Below are 23,763 nucleotides of genomic sequence, written 5' to 3'. Positions count from 1 at the left end.
CAAGAATGGTTTGTACCCATTTATTACAATTATACCACAACCTCATTCGATGGATACAAATATCTGGAGAAAGAATATTAGTAGTATGCCAGAGATTTCTATTTCGGATTCACTGTACTCGAAGTATAAAACATTGGCAGAAAATCTCGATGGGTTTGATAGTGGAAATGAACTAATAGAATATGTCCTATCAGAAACAGCTACTGAACTTCAGGGAAGATCCCCAATGAAAACTAAAGAGTCCGTTGACGATGAGGCAGTTCAAGATAGATTGAAACAACTAGGATACGTTGAATGAGTGGAAAAATTTACACAATTGGCTTGGATGGGGTACCACCTCGGTTGGTTGAGGAAGGAATAGATCGAGGTAATCTCCCAACACTAGAGCAGCTCAAAAAGGAAGGCGTAGATGGTGTTACACGTTCAACACGACCCCCATTGTCCATGATGGCATGGAGTACCTTTGCGACTGGCCAGAATCCGGGAAATCATGGAATCTATAATTTCATTCTAAAGAATGAAAATGACCACGATATTGAATTTGCGACATCAGAACATCTCCGTTCGAACTCCGTGCCAATGTGGGAGTACCTCGATGCAAAAGGCATTGAAACAGGAGTTATGAATGTAATGCCGGGGTATCCTCCATCTAAAACTACCGGCTTTCACATATCAGATCATATAACAACTCCAAATAATGGTCAGTACACCTACCCAAAGGAGTTGCAAGAAGAGATCATTAACCAGGTAGACGCCTTTGAGATAGGACCACCCACTGGATATACACCGGGAGATGGAGCGGACTCTCTTAGTGAATATATCGAAAGGTTTTTTCACATTGAAAAGAACAGAGTCGAGGTTTCTAAACGATTGATCAAGAACCACCCTACGAAAGTAATGATTCTGATTTTTAGTGCCCCAGACATATTCCTACATGAGATTGGCCATCTTCTGAATCAGGACCACCCCAAATATCAAAAGAACCTAGCCGAAGAATATGGAGACTCTCCTTTCAAATTGCTCGAAGTTTATGACCAGTTCATAGGATGGCTTATAGAACAGATGGACGAGGAGGATATGTTAATGGTGTTATCCGACCACGGGCATGGACCAGTATATAATGCAGTGAACCTGAATTCATGGCTATACCAGAATGATTACCTACATTTGAACAGCAATATATTAACAATCGCTAAAAAGATATCATACAACTATGTCTTTGACATCGTTGAACAGGTGCTTAAAAGTACAAATCTATACGATCGAATCAAGTTGTCCGTTGCTCGATCGAATAGTGAGGAAAGTAAATTTGATTTTGCTAAATTTCTCACTATTTCACAAGATGATATTGACTGGTCTACTACTACGGCATTTACCGTCGCAGGTGATGGACAAATATTCATTAATGAGGACATAATTGAAAAAGGTAGATGCGAAGAATTTAGAGAGGAGCTTAAACAGGATCTTTTGTCAATGACAAATCGGAAGCAAGGAGAAAAGATACTTGACGCAGTTCTTTATGGTGAAGACGTATATGATGGGAAATTTACCAAATCGCGACCCGACTTAGTATGTATACCAAAGCCCACCTACCGATTGAAGTTCCCACAGACAATGAAAACGAACCAATTCTTAGTTGAACCTCAAAAATGGTTTAGTCATACGTCCGAAGCGGAAATGAATGGCATTTTTTATATGTGGGGAGCAGCTGCTGGGGACAGTACGAATGTGGAGATTAGTCTTGAGGATTTTGCCCCCACCATCTTCCACCTCCTCGATGTCTCAGTTCCTAATGAGATGGATGGAGATGTTCGTTCCGATTTACTCACTTCCTCAAGGAAATCCAGAACAGACACATATAGGGGGAAAGTCCAAACCAAGCGTGCTATAAGATCAGTCGTTCAAGATATTCCCACCTCGGAATAATACGTCGCAGACAGAGGTGCCAAATTAATGGATTTCTAGTTTAATACCCACCCAATATTTATCATTATGGACGAAACCATACATTGATCAAATGAGGGACTCGTACAGTTCAACATGCTGGTTTGCAATGTTGTCCCATGATAATCTTTCAGCCATCGCTTTCGAATTTTCAGCCATTCTTTTTCTACGCTCATTATTAGACAAGATTTGAATCAGAGCGCGAGCTAATGCAGTTATATCGCCAGGAGGAACTACTATACCAGCTTCAGCCTTTTCTACTAACGAACCAAAATCACCTGCGCTTGTCGTTACCGCAGGCACGCCGAATGAATACGCAATCGTGAGTGTTCCACTATGACCCTTGTTTCCCCCTTGTTCCTTATAGGGCATGGCAGCAACACTTGCTCTTGAGAATAGTTCTCCAACCTTCTTATTAGGGATAAACTCGTTATGGACCTCAAAATTTTGAGGATTATTATCAATAATCTGCTGAGTTTTGGTCGGGATTTTACCATCTCCAGCAATAATAAGTTTAATATCGGGGATTTTTTCCTTTGATTGTATCACCGATTTGACTAACAAATCTAACGCTTTATGGGGGACAATATTCCCGAAAAATAATATTGTATTCTTCTCAGTTGGTTTTTCTTCAAAATCATATTTAGAGAACATATCATACGCACCATGTGGGATCACAGAGATCTCGGTCTCTTTCATTCCCTTTTGGGTGAGGGTCACCTTATTATTATTAGTATGAACAACTGTGTGATCGATGTCTGGGTTTGGAAGAACAAAATTCAGTAAATTCTGTGCGATGACAGGGAAGCGAGCAAGCTCATTTAGGGATGGGTTGGCTGATAATAATTCATGCCGGGTGACGACCGTCGGATAGGATTCTGCGATATCATGATACCACGTGAATAACTTGACGTGCGGAAACATGCCGGTTGGGATATGGACTAAGTCAGGATCAAGATCATGTATTGATTTTATTTCGTTAAAGGAGGCCATACCTGCAATATTTTTCCTCAGTTGAAAATCTCGATTATAGATATTAACCACCGAGAGTTCAGTAGGCTCAAACGCGTTTATAATACTAACCGGTTCATTAAATAGACTATCATCAACTTCTTCTTTAGGTTTTAGAACGGTAACGTTCACATCTTTTGAGACTGCATTGGCTAGTTCCGCGGCGTAATGTGGAAGTCCACCTTTGTTTGAACCAACCAAATAAACAACGTCCATAGTTCACAAATAGATTCTTCGCTCAAAAATTTATTGGTTATAAAGACAGCATCTATTAAATATAATCAAATATAATTTATATTTTGGCACATTATATTCTATATGGATGAGATTATTATTTCATCATGTTTGGTGAAGGATATCTTCCAGCAAATGATGAGACAAACAATCGCTGAGACAGAGCCATTAAAAACCAGATCAAGGAGTGGATTGACAAATGTGCCACGAATAATAAGCATTGTTGCTGCTCCAGCGATAACAACCGGGAAACCATATAATGAATTTTTTGAAAAAGGATTTATATCTAATAAGAAATATAGTTCTATCACGCGAAGCAGATTTAAGACCGACACGGAGATTGTGGTTGCAACTGCGGCACCGAGAATTCCGTAATTCGTGACACCAATCACATTCAGACAGAGATTGAGAATGCTTACCAAGATGACGTTGGTGGTCTCAAGTCGTTCTTGACCGGCCATAGAAAGTAGATAGCCGCACGGTCCAGCTGCTGAAAGAACTACTCTACCGAAGATAAGAACAATCAGTATCTCTGTTGCTGTCTCAAACGATGTCCCAAAGATGGAGAGGATTTCTTGAGCGTATATCCCCATAAACAAGGCCGCAAGCAAAGTCAAGCTCGATACCCATTTCACAATCGACTGGTACGTCTGCTCTAACACATCAAACTCCCTCCTTTGGTAAAGATCAGACACGATACTTGGAAAGATAGCGTTCACCGAGATAAGAGCAAACGACAGAAGAACAGAAGTCTGAAATGCAGCTTCATAATGTCCTACTACGGCATCAGATTTGAACCACCCAATAACGAGAACATCAGTCCAAATCATCACATATTGCGCAATTCCCGCAAACATTACTGTGAATGAGTATTGATATACTTTCTTCATTTCGAATTTTGGAGTGATCGAACGTGCAGTGGGAAGTAAACGATAGAGGTAGTAGATTCCGAGGAAGACACTTAAAACGAGAGCAAAGAGATAACCGAGCGCAAAAGAATACAATGACTGTCGAAGAAGTATTGCAGAGCCACCAATGACAAATGCAGAACCCGCATATCCAATATCACGAATGTATGCGGAATACTTTGTCTCCTTAAACCCTCTCGTCACCGCTTCAAGAATATAAATAAGTGCAAACAAGGGAACACCAAGGAAAAAAATCCGGAGTACATCCCCATTGCTTGTATCTAATTTCGTTATAATCCACGGGTACAAGATATAGAGTGTCCCGGCAACGAATGTCCCAATAACGAGTGGAGTAACAACTGCAAGAACACTTAATCCAAAAAGATGATCTTGATCATCTTCTTGCAAATATTCCGGTATGAATTTGAGGACGGTAACATTCATCCCTAGTTGGGACATACGTCCACCGATTTCAAGAAAGACAAGAGCAAGCGAGTAAACCCCCAGTGCAGCCGCTCCGAGCTCCCGAGCGATGAGCACTAACAATCCGAACTCCCCACATCGACGAAGTAATTTTCCTATGAATGCGATTGATGCAAGTGAGGTAATACTTTTATTCACTGCGTTCAAGTCTCTCAAGCGGCATAATCAATGCTATCTTATTACCAACAATCATCGAATGGTAAAATGTATGGGAGGTGCAGTGATCTTTTGACAATTTGTGGGTATTCGCATATAATTCGTGGTCTAGTTTGCCGCTGTGAGCTAATGGTATATTCACATGTATCCCAAATCATTTAAACGGTTTTCGATTACATCTTGCTCAACCGATGTGCTTCCAGCTGGAGGTTCTGCAAGAACTTCGCGACGAGTTTCAAATGGGTACTCAGCCCATGGGACATCGATCAGTTCTGGAATTGGAAGGCCGTTTGGATGGCCGAACAAGCTCACTGGTAAGGGAGAAACCCGTTCACCTACAAGGTTGCCATGATCAGCTGTAATTACTGACTTACCATTTAATGAAGAAACAAGTGATTCTGCGTGCGGAGCAACGATTTCGAGGTTTTCCCGATACGCATTCCAAACCTCTTCTATAGATACATCAGCGAATCCGAACTGGAGTTGCGACCAAATCGCAAATCTGTTATTTCCTTCTTCCTCATAGTCAATACTGGAACCTTTGTTCATACCTTTATGATCGATTTTTTGTCCCTGTTTTCCAATGAACGGGAAATGAGGTTGCATGAAATGAACAATAAGTCTTTTATTAGGAAATCGATCATGTGCCTCAATGGCTGCTTCGACCACCGTCTCTGGACGTGCCGTTTTGAGATTTTCGTCCCATCCAGTGTTGTAAATATCAACGATATCATGAAACACCCCCTTACCGACAAGTCTGTCAGTGAATGGATTTGCAGATACATACACTGTATCGTGAAGTGTCCTCCCATGGAAGTTTTCTTCCATGAACTCCACACTCCCGCTACCACGTGATTGTACTCTCCTTGCAGAGACATCAAATGCTTTGGAATCACTAAACAAATCGTATCGGCATGCGTCAAGAATGATGAGATTGTCCCACTCCTGGTCCATTACATCGAGACCTCCACTACTCGCTGTTCGTTGGTAATACCACTGATTCAATCGCATTCCCCAACGGGCAAATTCACCTCGGAGTATGTTTGGAGATCTAAGGACACGAAGAAGATTGTTAATGTTGTATTTCTCGCTCACATTTTCAGTCGATACTGGTCCATTATAAATATTCCCCATATGTTTAATACACTAACAGCAAAATGAGATAATTAGTTAATGTTTCATCTGAACCTACAAAACAAATATCTGTATAAATAGTGTAGATTGGCTAAGCTACAATAAATAAAATAATATATGATATGGGATTTGAATGGTATCGTCTAAACGCCATCTATGAACTTTTTATAGTAGGAAAATAATAATACAACAACGATCCTAAACGGGGGTAAGTGTTGTGAAATTTGGCAATGGATTGGAATATGTGATCGGGAATTGGATTTTGAAAAGGAGAACCGAAGTTGTTCTGTTTTTACTAGTTCTATCACTATTGATACCACAACCCCAGAACGATAATAATATTTTATTACTGTCCACCCATGCTTCCATTGGGTTACTACTAGTCAGTTTCCTACCCGGATATCTCATATTGAAAATTTTGTCACACAAGTGTAGCGGAATGAAGATGGTAACTCTTAGCGTGGGAATGAGTTTAGTGTTTGATATAGGAATCGCTGTACTTGCGAATTACGCTCTACCAGCCATAGATATCGCTCACCCATTGAATCCAAAAAACCTCAAACTAGTGTTTGCAGGGAGTATTATAGCACTATATACCATCAACCGTATTTATAATAAAAACACCAACCAGGGATTCAGAAAGACATCAAATATGAAATTTGGAGAAGTGAGAGCAGGTCTACTATTCCTTCTTCTCCCAATATTCGCTTCTATAGCAGCCTATCTTCGTAATACAGGAGTGAAAGAACCGATGGTGATATTGCTACTTTTACTTTCCATCACCCCACTATTAATATCATCAGAAGCCGTCTCTAAACGAGTCGCACCTATTGCTATATATTGTGTCGCACTCGCCGTTCTCTACCATACAACGTTAATTACCGAACATTTGTGGGGCTGGGACATACACGTCGAATATTATTCCGCATTACTGATCCAAAATACTAGCCAATGGAGTCCAACAATGCAAACAGAAACTATACAACTCTTAATGATAACACTACTATCGACAACACTATCTAACCTATTAGGGATACCAATTGTTTCAATATTCAAGATAGTATACCCATTATTCTTTGCGCTTGTTCCAGTTTCCATATACTACATCTCCAGGCAGCAATTTGATTCCGAATACATTGCAACACTAGCACCATTCCTACTCATCTTTTATTATGGCTTTTTCAAAGTTATGCCGAGCAAACAAGCATTCGGAGAATTGTACCTGGTCTTGTTGTTACTAGTGCTTTTAGATTCTAACACCGACCACATCCATCGAAGAATCCTTGGAGTAATATTTTTGATTGGATTAGTCACCTCCCACTATACAGTGAGCTTGTTATCAATCCTATTCTTGTCAGCGACAATTATAGTATATAATATTTTGAGTTGGCTTAAGATGATTCCCAAAAGAGAACACAACGATCTCACGAACCCGATAATTTTGCTCATCCTTTCGATATTTTGGGTCGGCTGGTTCACTTATACGGCAAAAGGAGTGAACATAGTACGTGTAGTTCTAGCCGCTTATTTCGCCGTCATCCACTTAATTATGGAAAGCTCATCAGCACGAAGCGGAGCTGGTTATGCGTCACGAACAGTCAAATCGGTTTACTGGGCGATATATATGGTCTTATCAATCTGTGCTGTTGGATTCACAGGTATTGGCATACTAAGAACAGTATATGAGTTCTATCAAAAACGATCGCCAACTCAAGCCTATAGTTATGCGATTTTTTCATTGATCGTTTTCGCCTTCCTGTGTACGTCGGTCATCGCTCCTTTTTCTATAGGATTCGATCGTATTCTTAGTATTGCGTTTGTATTAGTGGCACCTTTCGCGGTGTATGGTTTCTATTCATTATACACACTATTGGTGGAAAATATACAACGTATTAGACAGGAAAACCAAAGCGTTATCCCAGAATTTCATTCAATATTTGCTCTATTCTTGTGTTTGTTACTATTGTTTAGCTCTGGAGCGGCCTTTATAATCGGGGGTGCGCAAGTACCACGTTATGGTATTGCACTCAGTGATGATGTTGACTGGCCAACATACCAAAATAACGAAGTAGCAGCAAAAAACTGGTTGGACACAAATCGTAATCCAGAATTACCGCTCGCGGTATATAATTGGAAAAAGCGTATTAATAGTCGAGACGGACTGCTAATAAGCGAGATCGAATACCGGCACGAAATAGAGCCAATTTATCCAAAATTCTCCGTAGTCCATAATAATTCATATTTTTATATGAGTGATCAACCCCTTTGGCATAAGGAAAAGAGTGGATTTGTTCGACCAAAGAAAACAGATTTCTATCATACAGTACGGGGGAATTTGACCAAGCTCTACAGTAGTGGGTCAACAAAGATATATTACGTTCGGAAAGGGAACTACTCGAGACGGAATCCCAGCGGTACGTAGCCTTAATGATATTTTCACAATAAATATAAACAGGTCCTAAGTTACATCAACCATCAATAATCTAAATTTGTATTTAAAGAATGTAAAATTATTGCTGTGAAGCAGGAGAATATTCCAGCTAATGAAAAAAATACAGAAGTGATCGCTAATCCTAATGGAAAAGTTCCGGTCGCTATATAGTTTGAGAATGTCCAGTACCCGAATCCGAGACCAGCAAACGCACTTACAAATCCTGGCAATCCAAGCGAGGTTATCGGTCGGTCGCGCTCAACCGTCTTCAGGATGTTGCTGACGAGAACGAGCCCGTGGGAGAGAGGGTTGTGACTGTTCGCATCCTCGACGTCGTAGCGAATCGTCGTACCGACTTCCTCAATTTCGTAATCGTGTTGGTGCGCGTGATAGAGGATGTCAGTACTCGCGTTCATATGGTCGCCGATGCTCGGATCGGTCGCCAGCGATTCGATTGCTCGTTCGTTATACGCCCGGAAACCACTCTGGGTATCTTGGACACGAGAGCGCTTTCGAACGACACCCATGCTGAGATTCGTAAGGCTGTTAACGACTGCGAGCCCGAACCGACGATAGAGCGGCATTTCTGTTTCCGAACCCTCGGCGAATCGACTGCCAATGACGATATCGACGTCCGACTCCTGTTGTGTCTCAACGAGTTTGGGGATATCCGACGCGTCGTGTTGTCCGTCACCATCGAGGATAACGAGATGGTCAACGCTGAGACGGTGGGCTTCGACAAACGTCGTCTTGAGAGCAGCGCCGTACCCGCTGTTTACCTCGTGTTCGACGACGGTTGCGCCCGCTTCTCTCGCCCGCTCTGCAGTGCGGTCATCGCTCCCGTCGTCAACGACGAGGACTTCATCCGCGTGACCGTTTGCGTCGGCAACGACCTGTGCAATGCTATCCGCTTCGTTGTACGCGGGAACCGCGGCGAGCGTCGAAATCGCGTCTTGGTACGTTTTCGCGTCCTCGGTGACTGCATCGACCAGGTATCCGCTTTCGGCGTGAAGCGAACGGCTTCGAGCGAAATCGATACGGCCACTTCCCGTGTGGACGACGATACCGGGGAACGAGAGCGCCTGAGCAGTGTTGGTAAGCTCTGTTCGTAGGTCGTCGAGATCCGGATTCTCGACGCTGGGAGTGACGACTTGTGCACCGAGCGTATCCGCAAATCGAACCGCCTCGATGTTCGGACTTTGCTGGTACGTCACCAGTACTCGATGACCGTTTTCGGTCGCACGGAGGATGCTCCTAGTGATGTCACCACTGTTGGTTTCGGTCGCGATGAGACCGATTACCGGCTTCGCCTTCGTTTCGTCCAGTGTGGGAGGATAATCGTCGTTTAACAGCTGTGAATCAGACATTGATAAATTACTCCAAATTCTCAGTTTTGGTGACGGAAGATTGTAGAACCGCGTAGCGCCCGGTTCATCCCACAAACATTCGGAACGGATTTGTTATTCACAGTCCGTATTAGTGGTGTGATACAGGAGATGTACTGACCCCGAATATGCCATGCAGTTTTTGAATCACCCATCATAAGAAAGACCATTATCGGCATGCATAAATTATTTTCTGATAACAAAACCGACCATATGAACTATTGAAGAAACAATAAATGTGATAGGTAAAATATAAGATTGTTTTGAATTAGACAGTAGATGGTGAGATATATAAAACGCAAAGTAAAATGATCCCCAAACGGTACATGGCAGTTTTCGAAGCCTCCGGAAAGGAGAAAAGTCCGACTCGAAACAGAATTTCGTGCTGGCTTTCCAAAGGTCCATCGCCATAGAGAATATCACCGACACGAGTCTCGACGTAGGTGATTTTCGAATCCGTCTCGCAGAAACCTGCCCCCACTAACATAATCCCACATCAGTATATTCGAAACAATCACCATTGGAGCTCGAATCAGGAGAATCGAACGGTGGACGACATCTTAAAACGAATCAACACGGATACTGATCGTCGGCAATCGGAATGGTAACGATAAGCGGATCATCCCCACTCACAGTATAGACGAGATTCCGACGCTGCGACACCGAAACGTACGAACGGCGATCTATCGTCTCGGGAGATGCCGGAAACAGCTGTGCGCCGACCGTCGTCCACGAGCGCTGTGCCACGACCGGGCAGTTCGGAACGGACCCGCCGTCGTGGAGCCAAACGTACACGCCGGTTTGGGATGGCGTCGAACGGCCGGGGTAGTATTTCGACGCGATTCGCGTCATGTGGCCGTCGCTCGTCCATTGGTCGGTGTGCGTCGCCGCGAACGTCGCCGTCTCGAACTCCGATTGGGTCACCAGCGGTTGTGCGGACGTTGCTCGCAAGCCGCTAAATGCGAGGGGCGCACTCACGACCGAACAGAGGAGAACGACCACGACGAGGGCGGCGCGAATCGAACGCGAGTCCCACCGTCGGGCCGAGAGAATCACACCAATGCCAGCCAACACGGCAAAGGGGATGTGGATGAAGGTCTGGGCGCGAATCGCGAGGTCCTGATACGGAACGGTCAGCCCACCGGTCAGCGCGAAGCCGATTATCGACAGCGTGCCGAGAAGCAAGGCGAAGACGGCCGAACCATCGAAACCAACATCGACAATCCGCGGAACCCCGCGGAACGCAACGAGACCGACGAGTGCAACGGGAAGCACATACACGAACAGTAGTTTCCCCGTCGTCGCCGTGCCGGGGAATATGGGCGTCACGGCGTTTGCGGTGATGAGACCGGCCCCACCCAGGAGCACCACCGACGGCAAATCCCGCTGGATTCGGGAACTTGCCGTCGAGAGCCACACCGTGAGCAGGACGAGGACGATGACCCACGCGACGAACAGGCCCGGAGCCGAGGAGATTCGGCTCAGTTCGTCGAGTTTGAACGTGGTGTAGTAGACGCTTACGTAGGTCCAGAATCCGACGACCGTCAACAGCATGACTAATCCACGCCTGTCCGCGGACGAGCGAAGCGAGAGCGCCAGCAGCGAAACGACGGCGAACCCACCGATGATGGTGCTGAGATTATGCGTGAGCGGAAGAAGGACGAGCACCAATCCCGTGACCGCCATCCACGAACGACGGTTCGTGCGGAGCGTACGTGCGAACGCGACGACACCCAGAATAACGAAGACGTGTCCCAACCCCTCGCTCGTCACCGCCGTCGACCGGCCGAGGAAGATACCGTTCGTCGCCAGAACGACGCCCGCCACGAATGACGCGATACGAACGTCGAACCGCGACCACCGGAGCCGGGAGCCGATCCGACGAGTGACGACGACGACGAAGAGACACGCCGTCGCGCCGATGCTCGCGGTAAGGAGTTGAGCGACGTACAGCGGTTCGATACCCGTCAACTGACTACAGATGGCGAGCAGCGCGGAAAACGTGTATTCGTCCGGGTTGAAGGACGCAATCGAGGCGGGGATGTGTCCGTTCCGGACCGTCTCGCGGGCGAGTCCGGCGAATTTGAACCCGTCCGTATTGAACGCCAACGGACTCCAGTACAGCGGGATCGTGCGCGTGGCGAGTGCCATGAGAACGACGGCCAGCGCGACGAGTCCCACCGAAGGGCGTCTTCTCATTGGACACCCCTCCCGTCCGACGAGCGTCCGCGCTCGGTCGTTGCAACGGAATCTTTCACCAATTTTGCGGGTTGTCGGCGCGAGAACTGCGCCGCGACGAGACCCGCGCTCAGGAGCATGACGGTGAGGCCACCGAGGACGCTTCCGACGACGACACCCGGAGTCAGCGTGGTCGAGATGCGAACCCCATAGACGACGAGGTAATTCAGGCGGTCGAGAACGAACAGCGTGCCCGTCCCGAACGCCAGCGCACCGCTCACGGCGACGACACCGATGCACAACGCGTCCCCGACGACGAGTCGGAGCACGCGTGTCGGCCACGCGCCCGTCGCTCGGTAGATACCGATAGCCCGTTGGCGGGCGTGGACTGCTTGCGCGAAGACGGCCGTCGTGCTCCCGACGGTCATGAGCCCCGCGAGGGAGACGAGGACGAGGAGGAGCAGTTGCAGGTTTCCGAACGCCGTGGTCAACGCCCGACCGATTCCAGTCCCACCCGCTCCGTTGCCACCACCCGCGTAGGCGGTAACGAGTCGGTCGTCCCCGGTGACGGTGTACGATGTGGAAGCGATGGGTTGCCCGCCAGAGACGAGCGACAGCGAGTGTGAGCCGGGCGTCTGTTGCCCGAGGCGGACCGTCTTAACCACGGTGTCGCTAGGAGCGACCGAAACGGTCCGCCGTACGTCCGCACCGCCGCCAGAGAGACGAAGGTCCCGATCGAGGGTCCGGTTCCACGGGTTGAAGAGTCGAAGGCGAGCGCGCGTCCGCGACAACAGACTCGGCGTGCTCGGCAGAACCTCAACACCGGCGACGAGCGTCCGCGACGCCGACCCTGACACTTGCACCGTGTGCGTAACGGTCCGGTTTCCGGCGATGACGCGGACGGTCGAGTTCCCGACGGTCCCGAACGGGATTCCAACGCTGCCGTTTCCGTCGGTTCGAACTATCGCGTCCAAGCCGTTCCTCGGAGTGGAGACGCGAACGGAGGCGTTCGTTACGGGTTCCCCGGCCATCGTCGAAACCCGGACGTGGGGCGTACTGTTCGGCGGTGCGGCCTCCGGAAGCCCGCGGATTCGAATTGCGTCGGGGGAGACGACGGTTATCGAGCGCGTCTCGTTGCCGACGCGGAGCGTCGCGGTCCCCGGCTCCGGTGTCGGCAAACGAACGGTCACCGCGCGCTGTGAACCCGCATCGAGACGGACGGGGACGGTTTTCGAGGCGTCCCCGAGCGTGGCCGTCACGTTGTGTGTCGCCGGTTCGTCCCCAAAGTTTCGGAGTCGAACCGTCACCGGCAGGCGGTGAGTCGATTCGATCCGCGGCGGTGCGGACACGTCGAGGAGTTCAACGGACGCGTCAGGACGGCCTTCGAGCCGTTTGGGCGTCCGAACGATGTGGACGGAGCCGTTTGGTCTCCCCGCTAGCTGTCGAGCGACGGGAAGCGACACGAGGAGCTGATCGTCGTACAGCCCGGGCGCGGTGTAGGTGCCGACGACATGAACCCGCGTAAGTGCGGTTTGGGTGCTACCACCCAGGGAGACAGTGTCTCCAACATCGATCCCTGCTGTCCGAGCCAAGTCAGCCCCGACGACGGCTTCGTTCGCGGACTGAGGCGGACTTCCACGTTCGAGCGTCGCGTTGGAAACCGATGCGAACGCCGAATAATTCGCGCCGCGGGCGACGACCGGTTGACCGTCATGGACAGTAAAGAGGAGGATTTCCGCGCTCGCAGCGATTCCTTTCGCCCGGAGCGCATCGGCATACCGTTGCGGAACGTTACTCGCCACCGGATGTATCGCACCGGGTTCCGTGAGCGTCGTTCCCTGTGCACTCATGAGCGGCGTCATGACGCCAGCAATTGACCCCATGAGAAGGATGACGGTGACGAACACGGTCAGCGTCGCCATGCTCGGGGCGAGCGCACGCCAGTCGAGCAGTTGCAACGTGAACAGCCGTCGAAACCGGGATTGCGTGGCCTTTCGCGTCTGGTCCCGTTCCAGTTCGCCGGTGACGCGCGCAGGCGGTGGGCTGACAGTCGGCCACACGGCAGCGGCCCCTGCGACGAGTGCGACGAGTAGCGTCCCGACGTACAGGGGAACTAACACCGTGAGAACCAATCGAGTGACGTGTACCGACAGCGACGTCGGGAGGCCGAGCGAGACGGCCGCGTTGACGGAGATATTCGGGAGAATGATGCCGAGGGCGTAGCCCACGCCGATGCCGATGGCGGTGAGCAGTCCGGCCCGCAGTGCGAACAACGAGAGGACGGTGCGCGGCCGACAACCGGTCGAGCGGAGGACGCGAATCGACTGCCGACGGTCGCGGACGGTCATCTTCATCACGCTGTAGATGGTCACGCCGACGAGCACCGTCCCCCCGACCGCGGTCAGCGTCAGGACGGCGAGGAGCTGGCGCGTGCCGGTGACGAAGAACGCCAGCGCGGAGCGGAGCGTGACCCCACGGGATGGGATTCCAGCACCGTCCGCCGCACCACTCCCGGAATTCTCGGGCGTGATGACGTACGCACCGGACGCACCGAGTTTCCTGACCGTGTCTGGCTGGGTGACGTACCAATCGGAGGGTATCAATTGCTGACCGGACGGCCGCGGCGTGACGGCTACGGTGAGGGTCTCTCGGTCACCCACGAGTCGTTGTTTGCCCTTCGTCGTCCTCGTACCGCTCGTTACGCCCGCCGGCGGTGGCGCAGGTATCGAGACGTCGGAATCAGTTTTGAACGCGGACGCCTGTTGGTTCGAGATACCGGCAACGTAGCGCGTTTCGCCGTTCGGCAGTTCCACCGTCGCCATCGGGACGACGAGCGCGCCCGCGCCTGCTTCCTCCTGTGCACGAGCGACGGAATCGTAGTGAACGGCGGTTCCGTCCGTGCCGTACTCTGCGGCAATGCTCGTCGTTTGCGTGCTCACGGCGGCGACGACGATGGTCGTCCCCGTCAAAAAGCCGACCGTCACCGCGATAACGAGGATGGCGAGTTTGTCGCGGCGAGACCACCGCGTCAACAGTGCGCGTCGATACCCCACGGAATCACCTCATGGCGACGGCGCGCCTCGTTTGGCGGGGGCGGTTTCGTTGCCCGCGGTTACGTTGACCCAGAGGTGCACTTCCCGATAGGCGTTGTTCGCGGTCGGGTTCTGGGGGACGCCGTCCTTGTACAGTAGATAGAGCACGCGAAGTCGCTCACCCGTCATCCCTGGCGTGATTTTGTGTGTTGTTTGCCACGTCTTATTCTGTCCGAGCGTGGTCCGGTATCGTTGCAGCGGTTGCTGGTCGTTAACCACGGTCGAGTTGTTCTCCATCGTCACGTTCTGTAACAACACGACGACGGAGTAGCGCTCGCGGTCGTGTTCGTGATTCTCGATACCGACGATGACGGGCTTGCTCTCACCTCGGGTGAAGTTTGCCGGGTAGTTGTCGGCGACCAATTTCCCGTCGTCGTTCTTCGTCAGCAGGTAGAACTCGCTGAACGATTCGCCCTGCTTTGGAACCGCAACGGCGTAGGTGACGCTCGCCGTGGCGAGAAGGATGCTCAGGACCAAGACGACGTTCAACACGGCATCGGCGCGCGTATCGGGTTCGAACAGTTCGCCCCGTGCACGGCCGAACCAACTCCGGTAGGGAACGGAAAACCGCTCTTCTGTGGGCAGTTGGTTGCGTCGAACCGCCCCAATAGCAGTCATGCACAACGTGAAGGCACTAAGGCTCAACAGAACGGGAACGAGTCGAATCCCCCACGGGGTGAAATTGAGTACCAATCCGATGAGCGGGACGATTGCGATGCTCGTCCCGAACGACAGCGCCACTCGTTCGAGACCGTCGATTCCGGTACCCGGGCGTGGCAGTCGGGAGTCTTCGGAATCGGGCGACGATTCATCCGCTATCGATTCTGCCGGTGTATCCTCCGGGAAGAGTGCCGCGATGAACGCGTATCCCGGTGGGAAGAGGACGAATACGAGACCGACTGCGGGACGGAGCGGTGTCGTATTGAGACCGGGTATCAACACGACGACGAGCGTGAGGAAGACAAAGAGACAGAGTGCAGCCAAATCCGCGGGAAGAGAGCGCACTTGCCGAGGGAGAAGAAGCGGGAGGTCGACGTCACGAGCCATTGGTTTCCCATTACTCCCTACCATAATAAAAAATCCCCGATGGGGTAGCGATTTCTCCCTTCTTGGCCTGAAAAACCAATCACCGGAGGAGACAGTGCTCTACTGGTCGAGTGCTCACCATGAATATATAGACATTGGTAGTAAAATTATAGTTTCGACGTATTTGTAAATGTAGATGTTCGTGAAAGTCTCACATCATTTTAAGAATTTTCAATATTATTATCCGTAAATTTTGAATAGTTCCTGTATCTGATAACCAGTAGAGCGCAAACAATCAACCAAATATTACAGGAAAATGAATTCTAAATGAACTATATCCGAGCACTCTTGACACGCTGGTCGCGGCGAGATCGGCTGGCAATACTCATCATCGCAATCACTGTTGCATTTCTCGTCGGCGCAACACTCCTGGTCTCGGCGGCGAGCACTCAATCGGCGGCTATTGCGGGTGGCGCGAGCAACTCGATGGTCGTACACCAGTATCCCTCGTCCGAAATCGCACAGCAGAACGCAACCGAGAACGACCTCGTCTTTCCTCTCACGACTATCCGGTATAACGGAGCGAACCACACGGTAGTGGGGGTGCCAGCAAACGCACCGTCCGAACTGTCTGCCCTCTCCGTATCGTGGCGACGTGCAACCATTCCAGCACCACCGGACACCGGCATTCGTGGAGCAGTCTCGACACCGACCCACCAGCGTGTACGGACCAATTCGGGAACCCGTGTCTCCGTTCAGGTCGTTCCCTACGTGACGGACGATTCCATCTTCCCGCATGCGTGGTTCGTCGCAAACCCATCCACGGTTCGGACGTACGGAGAAACCGGTGCACTCGTCGTACAGACAACTGCATCGAGCGGGCATGGCCAGCACCTCTCGCAAGCGGGAACGATAACACCGTCCCTGTCTGCGTATTTCCTCCGCGGAATGCGTGAAGTGCTTCGAGCACTCACCGCGGCGACGATCGCTGCGAGCGTTCTGATTCTTGTCGTCCTCTACAACGTCACGAAAATGTGCGTCCGAGACCGAATCCAATCCATCGCCGTTATTCGGTCAACCGGCGGGACAGCGCGGCGTCTCGTCGGCATCTTTTCGCTACGGTCCGGTGTATTGGCCTCACTCGGTTGCGGTTTGGGCTTCGGTATCGGCGTGGCCGCGATACAGGCGGTCGTACAAATTGCGATACACCTCGGGATGACCTTCTCGCTCGACCCGAGTATCACACCAGCGGTCCTGCGTATCGTACTGCCGATGTTGTGTTGTCTGGTCGGTACCGCGATGCTCGCAGGCGCGAGCGCTGCGTGGTCGACGGTGACACGACCACCATCACAGCTCAATCACGACAACAGACATCCGTCCGTCACACGAACGGAGCAGGAATCGTGGATGGGGGTGTGCGTCCTCCCTCGATTGCTTTCGTGGCGAGCAGTGATTCCGACGGCGACGACGTTGACCGTCTTCGCCCTCATCGTTCTTCTTTCGGGGTCGCTTGCCGGGGTGCTTGCGCCGCTCGCTACGGCTTCGACGGGAACCGTCACGGAACCAGGCGCACCGTACCCGATGGCGAGCCGCATCGATACCCAGTACGCAACGGCGTTGCGCGACCAGGGCATCGACGCGAGCCCGGAAATCATCGCGGTACAGGTCACCGACGGAAAACCCTACCTAGCGAGGGGGGCGAACTATTCCGCCTTTGCCGCGGTTTCGAACGCGAAGCTCGTCGACGGACATCCGCCACGCTCAGCAAGAGAGGCGGTCATCGGGCGCGACCTTTCTCGGACGGTAAATATCACGATCGGAGATACGGTCCTCGTTGGCGGCAGTACGTCGCCCGCGTTCACACAGGTGAGGGTCGTCGGCGTGTATCGTGCGCCCGGAATACAGGATGACCAACTCATCGTCCCGCTGGAAACCGCACATACCGTCTCGACGAAACCGGGAACGGTTCAATTCATTCGGACAGCGGGCGGCACACCACAGACCGAGAGAGGGCAATCGGGGACGTCCGAGACCGAAAAGATAGTCATCAGTAGCGTGGCTGCCCCACAGGCGGTGGGTGTCGACCAGCCACTCACAGTTACCGTCGGCGTTCAAAACATCGGCACGTCGGAACGGACTCGAACCATCTCGATGTCGCTCGGTGAACAGACACACCACGAATCGGTCACGCTTCAATCGGGTGAACGAACGACGGTTCGGATGAACGCGAGCGTTGCCCACCCGGGCAACTACTCCCTGACCGTCGGGGCACATTCACAGCCGATTACCGTCTATCGAAAACCCCCACTCGTCCTTCCGATTACTCCCAGCGAGGCACCACCGGGAGCGAACCTCGGCGTCAACGTTCGAACGATCACCGAGAAAAACGTCTCGAACGCGAAGGTTACTATCGGGAACATCACCGCAACGACGAACGACCGAGGACGGGCGATAGTAACGCTGCCGACGACGCCAGGGACGTATGAACTGACGGCACGCAAAGGAGCGCGGACGAAAACGACCCGCATTCTCATCTCGCCGGACGTCTCGCGACACTTGGTCGCGGACATCGACATTACACCGAACGAGGGCAACGTCGATACGAAACCCGAAGCCGCCATCCAAGTTGCCAATCCCTGGGGGAGAGACATGAATCGAAACGTCTCGCTCGTCACACCACTCGAGACGCAGAGCCGGATTGGAACGGTTCCCGCATACGGTGTGAAAAACGTCCCAGCGACGCTCAACGAAACCGATTCATCGAAGCAGTATCCGCCGGGTCGGTACATCGCGAAAGTCGTTTCCAACGGAACGGTACTCGCGACCGATACGTACGACGTAACGGGTAATGTGCGGGTACGGTCGGCGCTCGCGCAAAACACCGACTATTCGAGCGGGAGTGGACTCGGGCAAGCCGTGGAAGTCGTCTTCGGGAATTTCAAACTCCTCATCGCGGGGATGATGGTCCTCGCGGGACTCACCACCATCGGGAGCACGACGGCGACCTTCGCACAGGAGGTACACGCTCGTCGACGAGCCATCGGCATTCACCGCGCCACTGGTGCCACCAGATGGCAACTGCTGAAGGTACTGCTGTGGGATGTGGTTCGGGTATCGATACCCGCATCTCTCATCGCGATTCTCTGTGCCGTCGGCATCGTCTCTGCCATGTCCCTCGGAGGGATGCTGACGGTCTTCGGAATCCGATTGACGGTGATGACGGAACCGTTCTTGATTCTCGGAACCATCGTCGGAGCGTTCGTGCTCTCCTGTCTGAGTGTCTCGGTCGCGGTACTCCCGTTCCTCCTGACCGACCCCACCGCACTGCAAGCCGAGCGGCGTACGCGCTCCTTACCGAAGAAACCGACCTCACGCGGTCTATTATCGCGGACCTCGTCGATTTTCGTAGTGGGGATGGTCCTGGCGTCCGCATTCGGAATCGTTCAAGCAGACCGGACAATCGACAAGGGGAAAGACGGCAACGAGTAGGTTCGGAAAGCCGGTTTCGAAATCGAGAGATCGGCGAGTAACGACCGGCGGTTGTATCCGGTCGACGCGCGAAAACGACAGAGCAGCGACTTCGCGTGTCGCAGAAATATCGTGGGTGGTTACGTCCCTACCCACTCGTCCACTGCAGGGTCCGTTTTCCGCCGGAACCGGAGTATTCGAGAGACGCGGTCACGTCACCGCGCGTTGTTCCTTTCGGGACCTCGAAGATGAGGGTTCCCGACTTCGTTGAACCAGCCCCGACCGACCGGGTCGTATAGAGGCTGCGAACGGCACCGTTGGAATCGGTCGGGTCGTATCGTCGTCCTCCGACCGTCACGTAAATCGACATCCCGGACGGAACGCTCTTACGGGAATTCGTGGGATTTGCGACGGAAAAGTCCACGAAGAGGAACGTCTGGTCGGTCGTTTGCGTCGTCCCGCCGCTCTCGTACTCCGATTCGAATCGGAATTTTCGGACCGTCCCTTCGAGGCCGTTTCCGAACGTCGCCGTCTCGCCGAGCGTTAGATTCGCGTCCGTCTGCCCATCGGTCGTGCTCGTCGTAGTCGAATCGGACCGTTCGGTCGTGGTAGCCGTCTCGGTCCGTTCACTCGTGGTCGCTGTATCGGTATGTTCGGTCGTAGTGGCCGTCTCAGCGGCCTCGGTAGTGGTCGTTCCCTCCGTTGTCTGCGTCGTCTGTGACGTGGTGGCCGTTCCGGTACCGGAACTCGTCTCGCCCGGTGAGTTCCCCGACGAAGAACACCCAGCCACGCTGATCCCGATGCCGGTACTGACCGTAGCGATGAAGTCTCTGCGTTTCACACAAGGGGGACCACCTCTTTGTTAATTATTCTATGCTAGAGAAAGTTATAAAATTGAGCGTTCAAAAATAGCGTAATGATGGCGCGTTTCGGTGGAAAGAGGGCGAATAAAAAGTCGAGAATTGCTCAGATGACGGTCGACCGACCAAACTAGTCCGGGGAAAACCATTTTTTACTAACTGGTTGACTGTCGGTTGGGGGAACCAAAATGAAGCAAACCAGACGACAGGTACTCAGAGCCATCGGCGTGAGCAGCGTACCGATTTTCGGGGGGATTTCGAGCGCACAGGACACGACCACCAGCCAAAACGGGAACGCGAGCCGCGTTCGGGTCATCCACGCGATTCCGGACGCTCCGGAAGTGGACGTCTACGTCGACGGAAATCGCGTCCTACAGAACGTCGCGTTCAAGGACGTGAGCGACTATCTCGACCTCGACGCGGGGAAGCACACGATACAGGTCGCACCGGCGGGACAAGGCCGGGGGAGTGCGGTCATCGACGAACAGGTCACACTCGATGCGAACACCGATTACACGATCGCCGCCGGGGGGACGCTCGACAGTCCGCAGGCGTTCGTGTTCGTCGATGAGAACGAGGAACCGTCCGGGGACCAGGCGCGCTTGCGGGCGGTCCACCTCTCGCCCGACGCACCGGCCGTCGATATCGCGGCTGACGGCGACGTCCTCGTCGAAGGACTGGAGTTCGGCAACGCCAGCGATTACGTCGAGGTTCCCGCGGGGTCGTACACCATCGAAATCCGACCCGCGGGCACGAACGAGGCCGCCGCCACGTTCGACGTGACCCTCGAGGGCGGCACGGTGGTTTCGGCGTTCGCCGTCGGACTCCTACAGACGAACGACGAGGCGCAGGCCTTCGACCTCTTGCCGACGATAGACGCCCCGACCGAGATGATGACCACGACGACAACGACGATGTAGCGGTCAGACGACCTGCGAAACGACACCGCATTTGTTTTCTGGTAGTCTTCGATGAGAGTGACCACTTTCGACGCGGCGTCGAGCGGTCCGGCGGTCTCGTCTCAGGAGGGCGATAACGTTACAGCGCCTGCCCGTGTCGATGAAATAAGCCGATGCCCAAGGACCTCGAACGCGACCTCGGTTTAGTATCGACGACGACCATCAGCATCGGCGCGATGGTCGGGAGCGGCATCTTCGTGTTGCCCGGTCTCGCGGCGGCGAAGGCGGGACCGGCGGTCATACTGGCGTACTTCTTGGCCGGGGTCGTCGTCCTCCCCGCGGCGATATCGAAGGCGGAGATGGCCACCGCCATGCCCGAGGCGGGGGGGACCTACCTGTACATCGACCGGGCGATGGGACCGCTTCCCGGAACGATCGCCGGAATCGGGGCGTGGTTTTCGCTCGTATTCAAGAGCGCGTTCGCGCTGGTCGGCCTCGGCGCGTACCTCCTCTTGCTCGTGGAGATTCCGCCCGGCCTCCTCACGGTCGTGGGACTGGGAATCGCTCTCCTGCTCATCGGCGTGAACGTGGTGGGCGTCAAACAGACCGGGAGATTACAGGCGACCATCGTCAGCGTCGTGTTGCTCTCGCTCGTCGGCTTCGTCGCCGACGGGAGCACGTACGTCGATGGAGACCTCTACCACCCGTTTTTCTCCCACGGCGGCGGGGGTCTCCTCGCGGCGACGGGGTTCGTGTTCGTCTCCTACGCGGGCGTCACCAAAATCGCGAGCGTGGCCGAGGAGGTCGAAAACCCGGGCCGCACCATCCCGCGCGCAATCCTCGGCTCGGTCGTCCTGATGATGTTCCTCTACACGCTCACGGTGTTCGTCATCGTCGGCGTCACGCCGCCCGACTCGCTCCACCACAACCTGACGCCGATGGCCGCCGCCGCCGTCCAGTTCGCGGGCGAAACCGCTCGGCTCGCCGTCGCGGGCATCGCCGTCCTCGCGCTCACGAGCATGGCGAACGCGGGCATCCTCTCGTCGTCCCGATACCCGCTCGCCATGAGTCGAGATTCGCTCGCGCCCAAACGCTTCAGCCGAATCAACGGTCGGTTCAAGACGCCGGTCGCCGCCATCGCGTTCACCGGCGTCGTCCTGCTCGTCCTCATCGCGTTCGTCCCGGTCAACGAGTTGGCGAAACTGGCCAGCGCGTTCCAAATCGTCGTCTTCGGCCTCATCAACGTCGCCCTCGTCGCGTTTCGCGAGAGTTCGTTGGACTGGTACGACCCGGAATTCGTCGCACCGGGCTATCCGTGGGTGCAGTTGTTCGGCGTTGTCGGGACCGTCGTGTTGCTCACGCAGTTGGGACTGATTCCGCTGGCGGGTGCCGTCGGCATCTTCGTCGTCGGCGTCGGTTGGTACCGCCTCTACGGGCGGGACAAGACGGATCGCGAGGGGGCCGCCCTCGACGCGCTCCGACGGTCGATGGGCCAGCAGACGCTCGACAGAACCGAGCGGGCGGTCGCCGACAGTCACGAAAACGTCCTCGTCGTCGTCGGCGAGGACGCCGACCCGTCCCGGATGCGGGCGCTCGTTCGGATGGGCGCGTCCGTCGTCGCGAAGAACGACGGGACGCTTCGAGTCGCCAAGATAGAGGCGGTCCCCGAGCAGACGACGCTCTCGTCGATGGTCGAATCGTCGGAAGCCGATATCGGGTTCGAACAACGAGTCACCGAATCGCTGCCGTCGATGGAAACGTCGGTCGTCGTCGACGAACTCGTGACGCACAATCCGAGGCACGCGGTCGTCAACGTCGCCGACGAGATGGACGCGGACGCGGTGTTCGGAGAACTGGAACCCGACTACCTGCACGCGGAGTTGCTCGGCACCGGCATCGACTGGTACATGAACCACGCCCCCTGTGACGTCGGATTCCTCCGAAATCGCGGCCTCGGGGACATCTCGACCGTGACGGTGCTCGTCGAACCCGGCATCTTCAACGCGGCGAAGGTGTCCGTGGCGACGGAAATCGCTACCCACAGCGATGCGACCCTCCACTTCGTCACCGCAGTCGCGAACGACGCGTCACCCGAACTGGTCGAGGCCACGGAGGACTTCTACCGGGGGCTCGAAGACGTATCGAGCGTGCCAACGGAATGGGAGTTGATACGCACCGACGACCGCGTCGGGACGCTCGTCGATACCACATCCGACTCCGACCTCGTCGTCCTCGGGACGATTCCCCACTCGACCCTGTACACGCTGTTGTTCGGCCACTTCTCGACCGACATCAGCGACCGCATCGACGGCAGCGTCCTGTTGTTCCATCCGGACGAGTCGGAGGGACGGCCGTTCCTGCGAAAGGTCCTCGAACGGGTCGCCTTCGGGACGACGGAATCGTCGTCGTGACTGCATCCCCGAGGCCGTGAAATTCGCACCGTCGGCGGGACCGGAGGGGGGCCGCGACGCCCCCCAGTCGAACCCCACTCGAACGTTTTCCCGAACATATTTGCGGCGTTCCACACCGATGGGAACGACGATTGAGTTACATG

At 53.3% G+C, this 23,763-nt stretch carries 14 protein-coding genes; 6 read left to right on the top strand and 8 right to left on the bottom strand.

Features of this window, described 5'->3' with window-relative positions:
- Positions 1–49 precede the first annotated feature (49 nt).
- Together V5735_RS22730 and V5735_RS22725 are read left to right on the top strand one after the other, a co-directional pair.
- On the top strand, positions 50–298 hold the full coding sequence (locus V5735_RS22730) for a hypothetical protein (protein WP_423746934.1): 249 nt from the start codon (positions 50–52) through the stop codon (positions 296–298).
- A complete protein-coding gene (locus tag V5735_RS22725) occupies positions 295–1,926 on the top strand; it encodes an alkaline phosphatase family protein (RefSeq protein ID WP_423746933.1) in 1,632 nt (543 codons plus the stop codon). The genes V5735_RS22730 and V5735_RS22725 overlap by 4 nt, the downstream gene beginning before the upstream one ends.
- Before the next feature lie 87 nt (positions 1,927–2,013).
- On the opposite strand, the gene V5735_RS22720 is transcribed toward V5735_RS22725, so the two are convergent.
- From V5735_RS22720 to V5735_RS22710, 3 genes are all read right to left on the bottom strand, one after another.
- Entirely contained in the window at positions 2,014–3,171 is a 1,158-nt protein-coding gene (locus tag V5735_RS22720) for a glycosyltransferase family 4 protein (protein WP_423746932.1), read from the bottom strand.
- 98 nt (positions 3,172–3,269) lie between these two features.
- Entirely contained in the window at positions 3,270–4,718 is a 1,449-nt protein-coding gene (locus tag V5735_RS22715; RefSeq protein ID WP_423746931.1) for a flippase, read from the bottom strand.
- Positions 4,719–4,874: 156 nt separating this feature from the next.
- A complete protein-coding gene (locus V5735_RS22710) occupies positions 4,875–5,690 on the bottom strand; it encodes a hypothetical protein (protein ID WP_423746930.1) in 816 nt (271 codons plus the stop codon).
- Positions 5,691–6,315: 625 nt separating this feature from the next.
- On the opposite strand from V5735_RS22710, the gene V5735_RS22705 reads away from it, so the two are divergent.
- Positions 6,316–8,292, top strand: a complete 1,977-nt coding sequence (locus tag V5735_RS22705; RefSeq protein WP_423746929.1) for a DUF2206 domain-containing protein — start codon at positions 6,316–6,318, stop codon at positions 8,290–8,292.
- A 53-nt stretch (positions 8,293–8,345) separates the two neighbouring features.
- Here V5735_RS22705 and V5735_RS22700 read toward each other — a convergent pair whose 3' ends face one another.
- From V5735_RS22700 to V5735_RS22685, 4 genes are all read right to left on the bottom strand, one after another.
- Complete coding sequence (locus V5735_RS22700) at positions 8,346–9,668, bottom strand: glycosyltransferase family 2 protein (protein ID WP_423746928.1); 1,323 nt, start codon at positions 9,666–9,668, stop codon at positions 8,346–8,348.
- A gap of 588 nt (positions 9,669–10,256) precedes the next feature.
- Entirely contained in the window at positions 10,257–11,885 is a 1,629-nt protein-coding gene (locus V5735_RS22695; RefSeq protein ID WP_423746927.1) for a sodium/phosphate symporter, read from the bottom strand.
- Positions 11,882–14,917 carry an FtsX-like permease family protein gene (locus V5735_RS22690; protein ID WP_423746926.1) on the bottom strand — a complete coding sequence of 1,012 codons (3,036 nt, stop codon included), beginning with the start codon at positions 14,915–14,917 and terminating at the stop codon, positions 11,882–11,884. The genes V5735_RS22695 and V5735_RS22690 overlap by 4 nt, the downstream gene beginning before the upstream one ends.
- Positions 14,918–14,926: 9 nt before the next feature.
- Entirely contained in the window at positions 14,927–16,003 is a 1,077-nt protein-coding gene (locus V5735_RS22685) for a DUF1616 domain-containing protein (protein WP_423746925.1), read from the bottom strand.
- A gap of 750 nt (positions 16,004–16,753) precedes the next feature.
- Between V5735_RS22685 and V5735_RS22680 the strand changes: the two genes are divergently transcribed.
- A complete protein-coding gene (locus V5735_RS22680; protein WP_423746924.1) occupies positions 16,754–19,471 on the top strand; it encodes an FtsX-like permease family protein in 2,718 nt (905 codons plus the stop codon).
- Positions 19,472–19,598: 127 nt separating this feature from the next.
- Here V5735_RS22680 and V5735_RS22675 read toward each other — a convergent pair whose 3' ends face one another.
- Positions 19,599–20,291 (bottom strand): DUF4352 domain-containing protein, encoded by a 693-nt coding sequence (locus V5735_RS22675; RefSeq protein WP_423746923.1) that lies wholly within the window; start codon positions 20,289–20,291, stop codon positions 19,599–19,601.
- A gap of 207 nt (positions 20,292–20,498) precedes the next feature.
- On the opposite strand from V5735_RS22675, the gene V5735_RS22670 reads away from it, so the two are divergent.
- Together V5735_RS22670 and V5735_RS22665 are read left to right on the top strand one after the other, a co-directional pair.
- Positions 20,499–21,230 carry a DUF4397 domain-containing protein gene (locus V5735_RS22670; RefSeq protein WP_423746922.1) on the top strand — a complete coding sequence of 244 codons (732 nt, stop codon included), beginning with the start codon at positions 20,499–20,501 and terminating at the stop codon, positions 21,228–21,230.
- A gap of 152 nt (positions 21,231–21,382) precedes the next feature.
- A complete protein-coding gene (locus V5735_RS22665; protein ID WP_423746921.1) occupies positions 21,383–23,620 on the top strand; it encodes an amino acid permease in 2,238 nt (745 codons plus the stop codon).
- Positions 23,621–23,763 lie beyond the last annotated feature (143 nt).

Source organism: Haladaptatus sp. SPP-AMP-3 (assembly GCF_049568665.1).
Taxonomy (GTDB): Archaea; Halobacteriota; Halobacteria; order Halobacteriales; family Haladaptataceae; genus Haladaptatus; species Haladaptatus paucihalophilus.
The sequence above is the reverse complement of the archived record's forward strand: the minus strand, read 5'-3'. Positions and strand labels throughout refer to the sequence as shown.

Bases quoted from the DNA above. Each gene is read 5' to 3' on its own strand.
- V5735_RS22730 (WP_423746934.1), top strand. From the start codon at position 50: ATGGATACAAATATCTGGAGAAAGAATATTAGTAGTATGCCAGAGATT.
- V5735_RS22725 (WP_423746933.1), top strand. From the start codon at position 295: ATGAGTGGAAAAATTTACACAATTGGCTTGGATGGGGTACCACCTCGG.
- V5735_RS22720 (WP_423746932.1), bottom strand. From the start codon at position 3,171: ATGGACGTTGTTTATTTGGTTGGTTCAAACAAAGGTGGACTTCCACAT.
- V5735_RS22710 (WP_423746930.1), bottom strand. From the start codon at position 5,690: ATGGACCAGGAGTGGGACAATCTCATCATTCTTGACGCATGCCGATAC.
- V5735_RS22705 (WP_423746929.1), top strand. From the start codon at position 6,316: ATGGTAACTCTTAGCGTGGGAATGAGTTTAGTGTTTGATATAGGAATC.
- V5735_RS22700 (WP_423746928.1), bottom strand. From the start codon at position 9,668: ATGTCTGATTCACAGCTGTTAAACGACGATTATCCTCCCACACTGGAC.
- V5735_RS22695 (WP_423746927.1), bottom strand. From the start codon at position 11,885: ATGAGAAGACGCCCTTCGGTGGGACTCGTCGCGCTGGCCGTCGTTCTC.
- V5735_RS22685 (WP_423746925.1), bottom strand. From the start codon at position 16,003: ATGGCTCGTGACGTCGACCTCCCGCTTCTTCTCCCTCGGCAAGTGCGC.
- V5735_RS22670 (WP_423746922.1), top strand. From the start codon at position 20,499: ATGAAGCAAACCAGACGACAGGTACTCAGAGCCATCGGCGTGAGCAGC.
- V5735_RS22665 (WP_423746921.1), top strand. From the start codon at position 21,383: ATGCCCAAGGACCTCGAACGCGACCTCGGTTTAGTATCGACGACGACC.